The following is a 14,289-nucleotide window of genomic DNA, read 5'->3' on the forward strand; positions in this document are numbered from 1 at the left end:
CCCGGGGACGATGAGGTGGGGTATCCATGAACGCGCCGTACGACGGTGACCGTGGCCAGGGCGCGGGTGGCTCGGGGCCCCCGGGGGGCGAGCAGCTGCCACCGCAGCCGGCCCCGGACGGATACCTCCAGGACGCCTACGACCAGGACCCCTACCGCGCGCAGGATCTCAGCGCCCAGGACCCGGTGACCGAGGCGCTGTACGACCGTGCCGCGCACCCCCCGCCGCCGCCCGGCTACTACCAGGACCCCCAGCCGCTCTACGCTCAGCCGCCCTCCCCGCAGCACGCGCCGGACCCCCGTGTGTGGGCCCAGACCCCGGCTCCCGAGCCGGACGGCCCGACCCGGCATCTCCCGTACGGCGACGACGCCCGTACGACCCAGTTCGTGGGCGTCGACGACCTGGTCACCCAGGCCGGCGAGGAGCACCACGAGCCGGACGCCTTCGCCCACCTCTTCCGCGACCAGCAGCCCGGCGGCTACCGCGAGCACCAGGGCACCGCCTACCAGCAGCAGGGTGGCGGCTACCCCCAGGACGGCTACGCCCCGGGCAACGGCTACCAACAGCAGGGCCCCCACCAGCCTCCCCAGCCCCCGGCGGTCCCGGCCCCGGCGGCACCACCACCGGCTCCCGCACCGGCGCCGAAGTCGAGCGGCGGAGGCAGGGCTTCGAGCCTGCTGAAGTCGAGTGCCCTGATGGCCGCGGGCACGATCGTCTCCCGGCTCACCGGATTCCTGCGCACGCTGGTCATGGCCGCCGCGATCGGCGTCGGTCTGCTCAACGACTCCTACCAGGTCGCGAACACGCTGCCGACGATGATCTACGTCCTCGTCGGCGGCGGCGCCCTGAACGCCGTGTTCATCCCGCAGCTCGTACGCGCCATGAAGAAGGACGACGACGGGGGCGAGGGATACGCCAACCGGCTGCTCACCCTGGTCATGGTGCTGCTCGCCGGTGTCACCGTCATCTGTGTGGTGGCGGCGCCGATGTTCGTGCGCATGATGTCGCCGACGATCGCGGACGACCCCGTCCGCATGGAAGTCACCGTCACCTTCGCGCGCTTCTGCATCCCGACGATGTTCTTCATGGGCGTGCATGTCGTACTCGGGCAGATCCTCAACGCCCGCGGTCGCTTCGGCGCGATGATGTGGACCCCGGTCCTCAACAACATCGTCGTGATCGCCACCTTCGGCGCCTTCATCTGGGCCTTCGGCGGCTTCACCGAGTCGGGGGTCGCCCCCTCCAACATCACGCCGGAAGGCGTGCGCCTGCTGGGCCTCGGCACCCTGCTCGGCCTCGTCGTGCAGGCGCTGGCCATGCTCCCGTACCTGCGCGAGGCCGGGTTCAAGCTCCGGCTCCGGTTCGACTGGCGCGGGCACGGCCTGGGCAAGGCCGCCCGGCTCGCGAAGTGGACGTTCTTCTTCGTCCTCGCCAACCAGATCGGCATGGTCGTCGTCACCCAGCTCGCGACGAGCGCCGGCACGACGGCCACGGAACAGGGCCACTCCGGCACCGGCATCACCGCGTACAACTACGCGCTGCTCCTGTGGCAGATGCCGCAGGCCATCATCACGGTTTCCGTGATGACCGCCGTCCTGCCCCGCATCTCCCGCTCGGCCAACGACGGTGACCCGGCCGCGGTCCGCGACGACATCTCCTACGGCCTGCGCACGTCGGCCGTGGCGATCGTGCCCTGCGCCTTCGCCTTCCTCGCCCTCGGCGTGCCGATGGCCACCCTGCTGTACGCGGGCTCCGGCTCGGGCGCGCAGAACATCGGCTACACCCTGATGGCTTTCGGGCTCGGCCTCATCCCGTACTCGGTCCAGTACGTGGTCCTGCGCGGCTTCTACGCCTACGAGGACACGCGCACGCCCTTCTACAACACGGTCATCGTGGCCGCCGTCAACGCGGCGGCCTCCGCACTGTGCTTCTTCGTGCTGCCCGCCCGGTGGGCTGTGGTCGGCATGGCGGCCTCCTACGGTCTCGCCTATGCGGTGGGCGTCGGCGTGGCCTGGCGCCGGCTGCGGACGCGGCTGGGCGGCGATCTGGACGGCGCCCAGGTGGCGCGGACGTACACCCGGCTCTTCGGCGCCTCGATCCCGGCCGCCCTCGTCGGCGGCGCCGTCGGTTTCGCCATCCTGAAGGCCATGGGCACCGGGGCGTTCAGCTCCCTGGTCGCACTGGTCGTCGGTGGAATCGTCCTTGGGGTCGTCTTCTTCGTCGCCGCCCGAAAGATGCGTATCGCGGAGCTCAACTCCATGGTCGGCATGGTCCGCGGCCGGCTCGGGCGGTGACTTCGCGGGGTTCGCACAACCATCACCGGCCACCGCGTGTCGTGCATAGCGCCGGACTGTGGGCACAATTGGCTTTGGCGTCTGACGAAGCGCAATGGATGGGGAGGCAGGAACGACGGTGGCGGAACGGAGCACGGCTGCCGTCGACGTGGCAGACAACAGCGGCGATGAGCCGCTGACCGCGAAGGCGGAGCAGGCCACGGCCGACGGGGTGGCCCAGACCCGGGAGCGGGAAACGGCAGAAGAAGGCGCAGCAGAGACCGGCGAGCCAACGAGCTCCGGGGCGGCATCACCCCCCGAGCTGCACAGCGGCCACAAGCTCGCCAGACGCTATCGACTCGAAGAGTGCGTCACCCGTCTGGACGGTTTCAGCAGCTGGCGCGCGGTGGACGAAAAGCTCCGCCGGGCCGTCGGCGTACATCTGCTGCCCGCCGACCATCCGCGGGCACGCTCGGTGCTCGCCGCGGCCCGCTCGTCGGCGCTGCTCGGTGACCCCCGCTTCGTCCATGTCCTGGACGCGGTCGAGGAGAACGACCTCGTCTACGTCGTCCACGAGTGGCTGCCCGACGCCACGGAGCTGACCGCGCTCCTCGCTGCGGGCCCGCTGGAGGCGCACGACGCGTACCAGCTCGTCAGCCAGGTCTCCCAGGCCATGGCCGCCGCCCACCGTGAGGGCCTCGCGCATCTGCGGCTGACGCCGAGCGCGGTCCTGCGGACGTCGACCGGCCAGTACCGCATCCGCGGCCTCGCCGTGAACGCGGCGCTGCGGGGCATCAGCTCCGACACCCCCCAGCGCACGGACACCGAGGCGGTCGGCGCGCTGCTGTACGCCTCGCTGACGCAGCGCTGGCCCTATGAGGACGACGCGTACGGCCTCTCCGGGCTGCCCAAGGGCGTGGGCCTCATCGCCCCCGACCAGGTCCGTGCCGGCGTGCACAGGGGCCTCTCGGAGCTCGCGATGCGCGCGCTCGTCAACGAGGGTGCGACCGCATCCCGCCAGGAGCCTCCGTGCACGACGCCGGAGGAGCTGGTGAAGGCCATCGGCGAGATGCCCCGCATCCGCCCTCCGGAGCCCGCATTCACCGCGCCACCCGAGTACCAGCGCACGACCTACCAGCAGGGCACGTACGGCCGCCCCGCGGCCCGTCCCGGCGTCACCCAGCCGGTGCCGACGCCGCCGCCCCCGCTGCAGAGCCGTACGGGCAAGGCCCTCAAGTGGGCCGTGTCCGCTCTACTCATCGCGGCCCTGGGGCTCGGCAGCTGGCAGCTGGCGGACGCGCTCATGGACCGGGGGAAGAACGACGACCCCGGCAGCTCGGACACCTCCGACGGCGGCGGCGACAAGAACAAGCCGAAGTCCGGGAATCCGCTCAAGATCCAGGACGCGGACGAGTACGTCGCGGAGGGCCAGGCGCAGAACCCGGAGGGCGTCGCCAAGACCTACGACGGCGACGGCTCCACGTACTGGCGGACCAACAGCTTCATAGACGGTCCCCGGCTCGCGCCCTACAAGCCCGGCGTCGGCATCGTCTACGACCTCGGCAAGGAGCAGGACGTGTCGACCGCGTCCATCGGCCTCCGCTATGCCGGTGACCACACGACGGTCAAGCTGTACGCCACGGACTCGATGTCCTCGTCGACGCCGCTGAGCTCGATGAAGGAGATCGGGGCCGACAAGACGACCGGCCAGACGGCGAAGGTCAGGGCGGAGAAGCCGGTCAGCACTCGGTACGTGCTGGTCTGGCTGACCGATGTTCCGAACTCGCCCGGTGATGAGTACAGCCGCGCGGGGTACAAGCAGGCCATCACGGACGTGAAGTTCACGGACTGAGGGACGGGGCTCACCGGGGGAAGGGGGTTCGACGGTGGATGACACCACGCACGGCGAGATGAGCGACCAGGACCTCCTGGCCCGCCATGTGGCCGGCGACAAGGACGCCTTCGGTGAGCTCGTACGGCGCCATCGCGACCGTCTGTGGGCGGTCGCCCTGCGCACGCTGGGGGACCGCGAGGAAGCCGCTGACGCGGTCCAGGACGCGCTGGTCTCCGCCTATCGCGCCGCACACACCTTCCGCGGTCAGTCCGCCGTCACGACGTGGCTGCACCGAATCACCGTGAACGCCTGTCTCGACCGGGCCCGCAAGGCGGCCTCCCGGAAGACCTCCCCCATCGACGACACGGAACGGCTCGAGCAGCTTCTCGAGCCGCACGAGTCGGCGTCGGCTCCCGTCGAGCGGGGCGATCTGCACCGTCAGCTCATCGAGGCGCTCGGCACACTGCCGCACGACCAGCGCGCCGCCCTCGTCCTGGTGGACATGCAGGGCTACCCGGTGGCCGAGGCGGCCCGCGTCCTCGATGTGCCCACCGGCACCGTGAAGAGCCGCTGTGCGCGCGGCAGAGCCAGACTGCTGCCGCTGCTCACCCACCTGCGTACGGAGACCCGGACGCCTCGCGGAGACAGCGGCGACGATCAGGACGGCAAGAAGCCGGACCCCGGAAGGAACCGGACGCAGGGGACATCCGTCCCACCTGCAGCGGGGCCACGGGATACGGGACCAAGCGATTCAGCTGCTGTGAAGGGCGGAGGTGGGCGAGCGTGACGACCACGACCGACTCGGCCGGGCACCCAGAAGTCGCTGAGATCTCCGACCTCACGGAGGGACTGCTCACTCCCTCCCGCACTCTCGATGTGCGGCGACACCTGGACGACTGCGAGCTCTGTGCCGACGTCTACGCCTCCCTTGAGGAGATCCGCGGCATGCTCGGCACGCTGCCGGGACCGCCACGCATGCCCGCCGACGTCGCCGGACGCATCGACGCGGCACTGGCGGCGGAGGCGCTCCTTGACACCATCACGCCCTCCGACACCATCACGCCCTCCGACACCATCACCCCCGACGGACTCCCCGAGACGGCGCCCGCCGCGCGTGTTTCACGTGAAACATCGCCCGCCTCGACCGACCCGTCGCCCGCTTCGGGATCCACCTCCGGATCCGGTTCCTCATCGGACCGGCCTGCGGGACGTCCCCGTGCGGCAACGGGTCCGGGGCGCCGGAGCCGGTTGCGGGGCGGCCGTCGGCGTACCGCGGTGCTCGGTGCCGTCGTCACGGCCGCAGCCATCGGTCTCGGCTCCTTGCTGATGCAGAACCTGGGCGGCGGCTCGGGCAGCACGGCCGGCAACGCGTCGGACCACACCGGGTCCGCCCATGCCTTCTCCGAGGAGAAGCTTCAGGGCCAGGTGACCGACCTCCTCGCCGACACCCCGACTGCGGAGTCGGAGTCCGGCGGGCAGAAGCCGTCCTTCGACGTCCGGTCGAGCCCTGAGTCCCCGAAGGAGAACACGCCGATGCGCGGGGCCACGGTCTCCGTGCCGGACTGTGTCCAGCGAGGGCTCGGCGAGAAGATGCCGATCGCCGCGGAAGAGGGCACGTACAAGGGGAAGGACGCGTACCTCGTCGTAGTGCCTCACGCGTCCGACAGCACGAAGGTCTCCGCGTACGTCGTCGACGCGACGTGCACCGACAAGCCCTCGTCGTCCCCCGCTGCGGGCAAGATCCTGCTGACCAACTCCTACGCGCGGCCCTGACCCCCTCCGCGTGCCGGTGGCTTCTGTCGTCCCTGACATGCTTACGCGTGCGCTCGGACACGTCGGGAATGCATGCCCCGTAGGATCCGTTGGGTGGGGTGAGAGACCTGAGACAGGCACCCACCAGCAGTACGCAGCAGTCTCCAGAGACGAGGAATCAAGCCGTGACCGACGTCCGTAACGTGATCATCATCGGCTCCGGGCCCGCCGGCTACACGGCGGCGCTCTACACCGCACGCGCGTCGCTGAAGCCGCTGGTGTTCGAGGGCGCCGTCACCGCGGGCGGCGCGCTGATGAACACCACCGAGGTGGAGAACTTCCCCGGCTTCCAGGACGGCGTCATGGGCCCCGAGCTCATGGACAACATGCGGGCCCAGGCCGAGCGCTTCGGCGCCGAGCTCGTGCCGGACGACGTCATCGCCGTCGACCTGAGCGGCGAGATCAAGACCGTGACGGACACGGCGGGCACCGTGCACCACGCGAAGTCCGTGATCGTGACCACCGGCTCCCAGCACCGCAAGCTCGGCCTGCCGAACGAGGACGCGCTCTCCGGCCGCGGCGTCTCCTGGTGCGCGACCTGCGACGGCTTCTTCTTCAAGGACCAGGACATCGCCGTGATCGGTGGTGGCGACACCGCGATGGAGGAGGCGACCTTCCTCTCGCGCTTCGCCAAGTCCGTGACGATCGTGCACCGCCGCGACAGCCTGCGTGCCTCCAAGGCGATGCAGGACCGCGCGTTCGCCGACCCGAAGATCAAGTTCGTCTGGGACAGCGAGGTCGCCGAGATCAAGGGCGAGCAGAAGCTCTCCGGTCTGACGCTGCGCAACCTCAAGACGGGCGAGACCTCTGAGCTGCCGGTGACGGGCCTGTTCATCGCGATCGGCCACGACCCGCGTACGGAGCTCTTCAAGGGCCAGCTCGAGCTGGACGACGAGGGTTACCTGAAGGTCGAGGCCCCCTCGACGCGGACGAACCTGACCGGTGTCTTCGGTGCCGGTGACGTCGTCGACCACACGTACCGCCAGGCGATCACGGCGGCCGGCACCGGCTGCTCCGCCGCCCTGGACGCCGAGCGCTTCCTCGCTGCCCTCACGGACAGCGAGACCGCGGCAGTCACCGTCTGACATCTCATCTTCCCCACCGCCCCACCAAGTTAAGGAGCCCGCCGTGGCCGGCACCCTGAAGAACGTGACCGACGCTTCCTTCGAGGAAGACGTCCTCAAGAACGACAAGCCTGTCCTGGTGGACTTCTGGGCCGCCTGGTGCGGTCCGTGCCGCCAGATCGCCCCGTCGCTTGAGGCGATCGCGGCCGAGCACGGCGACAAGATCGAGATCGTCAAGCTCAACATCGACGAGAACCCGGGCATCGCCGCCAAGTACGGCGTCATGTCCATCCCGACCCTGAACGTGTACCAGGGCGGCGAGGTCGCCAAGACCATCGTCGGTGCCAAGCCGAAGGCCGCTCTCGAGCGCGACCTCGCGGACTTCATCGCCGAGTAGTCAGCGATGAGCGGCAGGCGCTGAGCAACACGCGCCGACCGCCATCGCGACGATGTTTCACGTGAAACACGAATGGGCCAACCCTCCGGGGTTGGCCCATTCGCATGACGGGGGGGGCTCAGAGCGGCCGGAGCACGGGCTCCTTCTGTACCGCCCCGAGCAGCCGGTCGAGCGCCATCTCCACGTCTTCCTTCCAGGAGAGCGTCGTACGCAGCTCCAGCCTCAGCCGCGGGTACGAGGGGTGCGGGCGGACCGTCTTGAAGCCCACCGCCAGCAGATGGTCCGCGGGGAGCACACAGGCGGGCTTCTCCCATCGGGCGTCCCCGAAGGCTTCGATCGCCTTGAAGCCGCGCCGCAGCAGATCCTTGGCGACCGTCTGCACGATCACGCGCCCGAGCCCCTGGCCCTGATAGTCCGGCATGATCCAAGCGGTCATCAGCTGCACGGCGTCCGGCGAGACGGGGCTCGTGGGAAAGGCCGTGGATCGCGGCACATACGCCGGGGGCGCGTACAGCACATAGCCCACCGGCACCTCGTCGACGTAGACGACGCGGCCGCAGGATCCCCACTCCAACAGGACGGCGGAGATCCAGGCTTCCTTCTCCAGCTCCGGCGTACCTGCCTTTACCGCGGCCTGGCCACTGACCGGGTCCAGCTCCCAGAAGACACACGACCGGCAACGCTTGGGAAGGTCCGGAAGGTTGTCCAGCGTGAGCGGTACGAGCCGACGCCCCATGAAGGCGGTTCCTCACTTCCTTCGCCAGCGGCATCGCGGGCAGCGGTCAGAGCGCTCCGTTCCTTCAGCAGGCTGCCGACGAATCCGCCGACCGCACCTAGCCCAAGGCCCGCGGTCATCAGTCCGGTGCGGCTCACCGATCGCATGGCCCCCGCCTCCCCAATGAGGTGCCGTCAGCTGGATGCGCCATACCCAATCGCATCGTATCCACGATGCGATTGCATCGATACCGTAAGAAAGCAAAGAGCGGGCCGTGTTCCGGTACACACCGGACACGGCCCGCTCTTCGAGGCACGGACCACGAGGCTCAGGCCTCTCCGCCCTCCTGGGCGTCGCCCTCAGAGGCGTCCTCGGCCAGTCCGTTCTTCAGGACCGGACCCTCGCCCGGGGCGAGGGTCGCGAGGATGCGCTCCAGGTCCTCGAGCGAAGCGAAGTCGACGACGATCTTGCCCTTCTTCTGACCGAGGTCGACCCGCACACGGGTCTCGAAGCGGTCCGAGAGGCGTGTGGCGAGACTAGTCAGCGACGGCGAGACCCGGGCACCCGCACGCGGGCCCTTGGACCTCGGGGCGCTCTGCGGCCGCGAGCCCATGAGGGTCACGATCTCTTCGACGGCCCGCACCGAAAGGCCCTCGGCGACGATCCGGTGGGCGAGGCGGTCCTGCTCCTCCGAGTCCTCGACGGACAGCAGCGCGCGAGCGTGGCCCGCGGACAGCACCCCGGCGGCGACCCTGCGCTGCACCGCCGGCGACAGCTTCAGCAGCCGCAGCGTGTTGGAGACCTGCGGGCGGGAACGGCCGATCCGGTCCGCCAACTGGTCGTGCGTGCAGTTGAAGTCCTTGAGCAGCTGGTCGTAGGCGGCTGCCTCTTCCAGCGGGTTCAGCTGCGCGCGGTGAAGGTTCTCGAGGAGGGCATCCAGGAGGAGCTTCTCGTCGTCCGTCGCCCGGACGATCGCGGGGATGCGCTCCAGTCCCGCCTCACGGCAGGCGCGCCAGCGCCGCTCACCCATGATGAGCTCATAGCGCGAGCTCCCCACCTGCCGTACGACGACCGGCTGGAGAAGCCCGACCTCCTTGATGGAGGTGACAAGCTCGGCGAGGGCGTCCTCGTCGAAGACCTCACGCGGTTGCCTCGGGTTGGGCGTGATGAAGTCGAGGGGAAGCTCGGCGAAGTGCGCGCCGACCGGGCTCTCCGGAGTCGCCTCCGCCGGTGCCTGCGGCGGCACCTCCGTTTCATGTGAAACGGGGCTCTGCGGGAGCGCCGCCACCTTCGCGGCCGCCACCCCCCGCTCGGCCGTGAGCACGGGTACGGCGGTGGGGGAGGCCGAGGCTCCACCCACGGACTGGGCGGCCGACTTCTCCGTCGGGGCCGCAGGGATCAAGGCGCCGAGGCCACGCCCCAGGCCTCTCCGTCGCTCGCTCACTGCATCCCCTCCGTCATGCTGTGCTGGTCATTCTGGGCGCCCATGTGGGCGTGCTGTGCGTCGTAGCGAACGCCGACGCCGCGTAGTGCGATCTCCCGGGCTGCCTCGAAGTACGAGAGGGCACCGCTCGACCCTGGATCGTAGGTCAGCACGGTCTGCCCGTAGCTCGGCGCCTCGGAGATACGGACGGAGCGGGGGATGCTCGTCCGCAGGACCTCGTCGCCGAAGTGGTTGCGCACCTCGTCCGCCACCTGTGAGGCGAGCCGGGTCCGGCCGTCGTACATGGTGAGCAGGATCGTGGAGACATGCAGATGGGGGTTGAGGTGCCCCCGCACCAGGTCGACGTTGCGCAGGAGCTGGCCGAGGCCCTCCAGTGCGTAGTACTCGCACTGGATGGGGATCAGCACCTCCGCGCCGGCCACCAAGGCGTTGACCGTCAGAAGGCCGAGCGACGGCGGGCAGTCGATGAGGATGTAGTCCAGCGGCTGCTCGTACGCCTGGATCGCCCGCTGCAGCCGGCTCTCCCGCGCCACCAGAGACACCAGCTCGATCTCCGCACCGGCGAGATCGATCGTGGCGGGGGCGCAGAAGAGACCCTCGACGTCGGGTACCGGCTGTACGACCTCGGAGAGCGGCTTGCTCTCCACCAACACGTCGTAGATGGACGGCACTTCGGCGTGGTGGTCGATTCCCAGAGCCGTGGAGGCATTGCCCTGCGGGTCGAGGTCGATGACCAGGACACGCGCGCCGTGCAGAGCGAGCGAAGCGGCGAGATTGACGGTTGTCGTCGTTTTGCCTACTCCGCCCTTCTGGTTGGCGACCACCATGACTCGTGTCTGCTCAGGTCGTGGCAGGCCCTCGCCTGCGCGACCAAGAGCTTCCACTGCCAGTTGGGCAGCGCGACCGATGGGGGTGTCGTCCATCGGGGTCGGTGTTTCACGTGAAACATCCTCCCCCGCCGACTCGGTACGGGGACCGGGGACCGGATCGGTCATCGGTCCCGCGATGTTGGCGTCGGACCGCAAGGATTCACTCTCCTCGACTTCAGGCTCGCAATGAACAGAGCCTCCCATGCTTTGAGGGTCGTGAACCAGCGAGGCCCGGTCTTCTGTGGACGAATCCACCTCTGTGGACAACTCGGTGCCCTTATCGAGGGATCCGAGCGGACGACGGTCGCGAGGTTCAGCAGCGCGGCCGCGACTGATGATGCCATGCAGCAGTGAGCGACGTTTCACGTGAAACACGATGCACGGCAGCCGGGGTGCCGCGCCTGCGACACCCCGGTATGCGTACGTTTGACAGGTTTTGTGGAGTACGGCTCGTCGTCAGGACGGATCAACTGCGACGTAGCCACAGAGCGAAGGAAACACTCAGCGGCGGCGCCGGGCCCGTCCCGTGCGGGCGGCCTTGGCGCGCTTGGCGGCGAAGCGCACACCGCCGGGGCTCTCGCCGACCTCGACGCGGACGACGGTGGACAGCGGATCCACCACGCCCTCACCGACATGCAGCACCGAGGTGTTCACCGCGCCGAGCTTGCTCAGGGCGGCGGCCGCGCCCTTGACCTCTTCCTCGGCCGTGTCGCCCTTGAGGAGCAGCATCTCGCCGTACGGGCGCAGCAGGGGGACGCCCCAGCCGGCGAGGCGGTCCAGCGGGGCCACGGCCCGTGCGGTCACCACATGGACGGGCGGCAGCTTGCCGAGTACTTCCTCGGCACGGCCACGCACGACGGTCACATGGTCGAGGCCGAGCAGCTCCACGACTTCGGTGAGGAAGTTCGTGCGCCGCAGCAGTGGCTCAAGGAGCGTGATCTTCAGGTCCGGCCGGACGAGGGCCAGCGGGATTCCGGGCAGACCGGCGCCCGAGCCGACATCGCACACCGTCACGTTCTCGGGCACGACCTCGGAGAGCACCGCGCAGTTCAGCAGGTGCCGCTCCCACAGCCGGGGCACTTCGCGAGGGCCGATCAGACCGCGCTGCACTCCCGCGTCGGCCAGCAACTCCGCGTACCGGACCGCGTCCGAGAAGCGCTCACCGAATACCGCCCGGGCCTGCTCAGGCGCCGGCGGGAGCTCCGCTGCCTCCGTCACGGGGACCGTCCTTCCGTACCGCACTGGGGTGGCTGACTATCAGGCTGACAAAGACCGGCCCCGCCTGCGAACAGACGGGGCCGGGAAAACAACGTGCGATCAGGCGGGAAGCACGACGACGAAGCGCTGCGGCTCCTCGCCCTCGGACTCACTGCGCAGACCGGCGGCCTTGACCGCATCATGCACGACCTTGCGCTCGAACGGCGTCATCGGCTTGAGGTTCACCGGCTCGCCGGAGCTCTTCACCTCGGCCGCCGCCTTGGCGCCCAGCTCGGAGAGCTCCTCGCGCTTCTTGGCGCGGTAGCCCGCGATGTCCAGCATCAGGCGGCTGCGGTCGCCGGTCTCACGGTGCACCGCGAGACGGGTCAGCTCCTGGAGCGCCTCCAGGACCTCACCGTCACGGCCGACCAGCTTCTGCAGATCGCGGCTGTTCGAGTCACTGATGATCGAGACAGCGGCGCGGTCGGCCTCGACGTCCATGTCGATGTCGCCGTCGAGATCGGCGATGTCCAGCAGACCCTCAAGGTAGTCCGCCGCGATCTCGCCCTCCTGCTCAAGGCGGGTGAGAGTGTCGCCGGCCTCGGCTTCGGCGGGGGCGGTGGTGCCTTCCGTCACGGGATGGACTCCTTCTACTTCTTGGACGGGTGCTTGGGCCGCTGCTGGCCCTTGCGCTGCCCCGACTTGGCTTGGCGTGCGTTACCTGACCCGGACTTGCCGCCCGCGGGCTTTGCCTTGGGCTTGGCGTCCTCGGGCTCGTCCTGGGTCTTCTCCAGCGACGTCTTGCCCTCCGAAGCCTCAGCCTCGCCCGTGCCGCTGCTGTCCGCCCTGCTGTGGGCGGCGGCGGACTGGCGCTGCGACTTGCTCTGGCGCTTGGGCTGCTGCCGCTTGGGAGCGGCGCCACCGGCCGGAGTGCCGTCCTCGGCCTCCGTGTCCACCGCGGACTCGCTCACCAGCACCGTGCCGTCGGTCTGGGCCGCGAGGCCCGCCTTGGTCAGACCGTTGATGAACTTGCGCTCGAACTCGTTGCGGTCCCGGCCCTTGGCGACGATCGCCTTGATCACGTTCGTGTTGCCGCGTCCCCGCACCTTCTTGTGGTGCGTGACCTGCTTCTGCAGACGCTCCAGGAAGGCAGCCTGGGCCTTGGAGCCCGGAGTGGGGTTCCGGCGGATCACGAACATCTGCTGGCCCATGGTCCACACGTTGGTGGTCAGCCAGTAGACGAGAACACCGACGGGGAAGTTGATGCCGAACACGGCGAACATGATCGGGAAGACGTACATCAGCATCTTCTGCTGCTGCATGAACGGCGTCTTGACCGTCGTGTCCACGTTCTTCGTCATCAGCTGGCGCTGGGTGAAGAACTGCGACGCCGACATCAGGATGATCATGATCGCGGTGACGACGCGGACGTCCGTCAGCGAGGCGTTGAGCGAGGCGACCTTGTCGGCGCTGTCCGTGAACTTAGCAGCCAGCGGGGCACCGAAGATGTGCGCCTTACGCGCGCTCTCGAGGAGTCCCTCGTCGATGACACCGATCGTCTTGCCGGTCGCGATGCCATTGAGCACGTGGTACAGGGCAAAGAAGAACGGCGACTGCGCCAGGATGGGAAGGCACGAGGAGAGCGGGTTGGTACCCGACTCCTTGTACAGCTTCATCATCTCTTCGGACTGGCGCTGCTTGTCGCTCTTGTAGCGCTCCTGGATCTTCTTCATCTCGGGCTGCAGCGTCTGCATGGCCCGGGTCGCCTTGATCTGCTTCACGAAGAGCGGGATCAGGCAGATGCGGATCAGGATCACCAGGGACACGATGGCCAGGCCCCAGGCCCAGCCCGTGTCGGGACCGAAGATCTTCCCGTACACCGAGTGGAACTGGACGATGACCCAAGAAACGGGTGTCGTGATGAAGCTGAACAGACTGGCAATCGTGTCCACTAATCAGGCTCCTTGAGCATGGGACGGGGTCTCGGCGGCCGGGCTCGGGGGCTGAGGGGAGATCTCCCCTGACGGCACACCATCGGCGGAGGGCCCGCCCTTGCGGTCGCGCCACTTGGCGCGCAGCATCTCGTGCCACCGCGGACGCTTGCGCGGGGGGACATGGTCGACGCCACCGAGCGACCACGGATTGCACCGCAGGATGCGCCAGGCGGTGAGCACCGTTCCCTTGAGCGCACCGTGCCGGTCGATGGCGAGGTAGCCGTAACGGGAGCACGACGGGTAGTACTTGCACACCGGACCGAGCAGCGGACTGATCGTCCACTGATACAGCTTGATCAGAGCCAGCAGTGGGTACTTCATCGAGCGCCCCCTCCCAGCAGCCGCTGAAGAGCGGCATCCAGGTCTCGGGCCAGCTGTGCATGGTCGGCGTCGCCCGCACCGGGCAACGCTCGTACGACTACCAGGCTACCGGGGGGCAGCTGAGCCACCCGGTCACGCATCAAATGACGCAGCCTGCGCTTCACCGCGTTGCGTACGACCGCTCCGCCCACGGCCTTGCTCACGACGAAACCCGCACGCGTCGGGGAAACGCTCTCCCCAGGCGCGTGCGGGTCCGTTGCACCGCTACGTAGATGGACGACGAGAAGCGGGCGTCCGGCCCGGCGTCCTCGGCGTACCGCGGTCGCGAAGTCTTCGCGCCGCCTCAGCCGATGCTCGGTAGGCAGCACG

Annotated in this window: 14 protein-coding genes; 6 read left to right on the forward strand and 8 right to left on the reverse strand. The window is 69.0% G+C overall.

Annotated features, from left to right (window positions below):
• Window positions 1-26: 26 nt before the first annotated feature.
• From murJ to trxA, 6 genes are all read left to right on the forward strand, one after another.
• On the forward strand, window positions 27-2,294 hold the full coding sequence (gene murJ / locus ACIBKX_RS22245) for a murein biosynthesis integral membrane protein MurJ (RefSeq protein ID WP_363270328.1): 2,268 nt from the start codon (window positions 27-29) through the stop codon (window positions 2,292-2,294).
• A 118-nt stretch (window positions 2,295-2,412) separates the two neighbouring features.
• Window positions 2,413-4,125, forward strand: coding sequence for a protein kinase family protein (locus ACIBKX_RS22250; protein ID WP_363270327.1), 1,713 nt, complete (start codon window positions 2,413-2,415; stop codon window positions 4,123-4,125).
• Window positions 4,126-4,183: 58 nt separating this feature from the next.
• Window positions 4,184-4,894: an RNA polymerase sigma factor SigM gene (gene sigM / locus ACIBKX_RS22255; protein ID WP_399376002.1), complete on the forward strand. Its 711-nt coding sequence runs from the start codon at window positions 4,184-4,186 to the stop codon at window positions 4,892-4,894.
• Window positions 4,891-5,880, forward strand: coding sequence for a hypothetical protein (locus ACIBKX_RS22260; RefSeq protein ID WP_363270325.1), 990 nt, complete (start codon window positions 4,891-4,893; stop codon window positions 5,878-5,880). Before sigM ends, ACIBKX_RS22260 begins: the two co-directional genes overlap by 4 nt.
• A 164-nt stretch (window positions 5,881-6,044) precedes the next feature.
• Window positions 6,045-7,004, forward strand: a complete 960-nt coding sequence (gene trxB, locus ACIBKX_RS22265) for a thioredoxin-disulfide reductase (RefSeq protein WP_363270324.1) — start codon at window positions 6,045-6,047, stop codon at window positions 7,002-7,004.
• 43 nt (window positions 7,005-7,047) lie between these two features.
• Window positions 7,048-7,380, forward strand: coding sequence for a thioredoxin (gene trxA, locus ACIBKX_RS22270; protein WP_135332065.1), 333 nt, complete (start codon window positions 7,048-7,050; stop codon window positions 7,378-7,380).
• Between the two features lie 118 nt (window positions 7,381-7,498).
• Here trxA and ACIBKX_RS22275 read toward each other — a convergent pair whose 3' ends face one another.
• The 8 genes from ACIBKX_RS22275 to rnpA all read right to left on the reverse strand — a co-directional run bounded on the left by ACIBKX_RS22275 (window position 7,499) and on the right by rnpA (window position 14,288).
• Window positions 7,499-8,116, reverse strand: a complete 618-nt coding sequence (locus ACIBKX_RS22275; RefSeq protein ID WP_266864471.1) for a GNAT family N-acetyltransferase — start codon at window positions 8,114-8,116, stop codon at window positions 7,499-7,501.
• A gap of 307 nt (window positions 8,117-8,423) precedes the next feature.
• Window positions 8,424-9,539 carry a ParB/RepB/Spo0J family partition protein gene (locus tag ACIBKX_RS22280; RefSeq protein ID WP_363270322.1) on the reverse strand — a complete coding sequence of 372 codons (1,116 nt, stop codon included), beginning with the start codon at window positions 9,537-9,539 and terminating at the stop codon, window positions 8,424-8,426.
• On the reverse strand, window positions 9,536-10,612 hold the full coding sequence (locus tag ACIBKX_RS22285) for a ParA family protein (RefSeq protein WP_363270510.1): 1,077 nt from the start codon (window positions 10,610-10,612) through the stop codon (window positions 9,536-9,538). Before ACIBKX_RS22285 ends, ACIBKX_RS22280 begins: the two co-directional genes overlap by 4 nt.
• A gap of 297 nt (window positions 10,613-10,909) precedes the next feature.
• The gene (gene rsmG, locus ACIBKX_RS22290) at window positions 10,910-11,626 is read right to left on the reverse strand and encodes a 16S rRNA (guanine(527)-N(7))-methyltransferase RsmG (protein ID WP_363270320.1); all 717 of its coding nucleotides are present in this window, start codon (window positions 11,624-11,626) and stop codon (window positions 10,910-10,912) included.
• Between the two features lie 99 nt (window positions 11,627-11,725).
• Window positions 11,726-12,241: a R3H domain-containing nucleic acid-binding protein gene (locus tag ACIBKX_RS22295; protein ID WP_363270319.1), complete on the reverse strand. Its 516-nt coding sequence runs from the start codon at window positions 12,239-12,241 to the stop codon at window positions 11,726-11,728.
• A gap of 14 nt (window positions 12,242-12,255) precedes the next feature.
• Window positions 12,256-13,557: a membrane protein insertase YidC gene (gene yidC, locus ACIBKX_RS22300; RefSeq protein ID WP_363270318.1), complete on the reverse strand. Its 1,302-nt coding sequence runs from the start codon at window positions 13,555-13,557 to the stop codon at window positions 12,256-12,258.
• Window positions 13,558-13,560: 3 nt separating this feature from the next.
• Complete coding sequence (yidD, locus tag ACIBKX_RS22305) at window positions 13,561-13,920, reverse strand: membrane protein insertion efficiency factor YidD (protein ID WP_363270317.1); 360 nt, start codon at window positions 13,918-13,920, stop codon at window positions 13,561-13,563.
• Window positions 13,917-14,288: a ribonuclease P protein component gene (gene rnpA, locus ACIBKX_RS22310; protein WP_363270316.1), complete on the reverse strand. Its 372-nt coding sequence runs from the start codon at window positions 14,286-14,288 to the stop codon at window positions 13,917-13,919. Before rnpA ends, yidD begins: the two co-directional genes overlap by 4 nt.
• Window position 14,289 lies beyond the last annotated feature (1 nt).

Origin of the sequence: Streptomyces sp. NPDC050658 (assembly GCF_044457025.1) — a bacterium.
Lineage (GTDB): Bacteria > Actinomycetota > Actinomycetes > Streptomycetales > Streptomycetaceae > Streptomyces.

Bases quoted from the DNA above. Each gene is read 5' to 3' on its own strand.
- sigM (WP_399376002.1), top strand. From the start codon at position 4,184: ATGAGCGACCAGGACCTCCTGGCCCGCCATGTGGCCGGCGACAAGGAC.
- yidD (WP_363270317.1), bottom strand. From the start codon at position 13,920: ATGAAGTACCCACTGCTGGCTCTGATCAAGCTGTATCAGTGGACGATC.
- ACIBKX_RS22275 (WP_266864471.1), bottom strand. From the start codon at position 8,116: ATGGGGCGTCGGCTCGTACCGCTCACGCTGGACAACCTTCCGGACCTT.
- murJ (WP_363270328.1), top strand. From the start codon at position 27: ATGAACGCGCCGTACGACGGTGACCGTGGCCAGGGCGCGGGTGGCTCG.
- ACIBKX_RS22285 (WP_363270510.1), bottom strand. From the start codon at position 10,612: ATGGGAGGCTCTGTTCATTGCGAGCCTGAAGTCGAGGAGAGTGAATCC.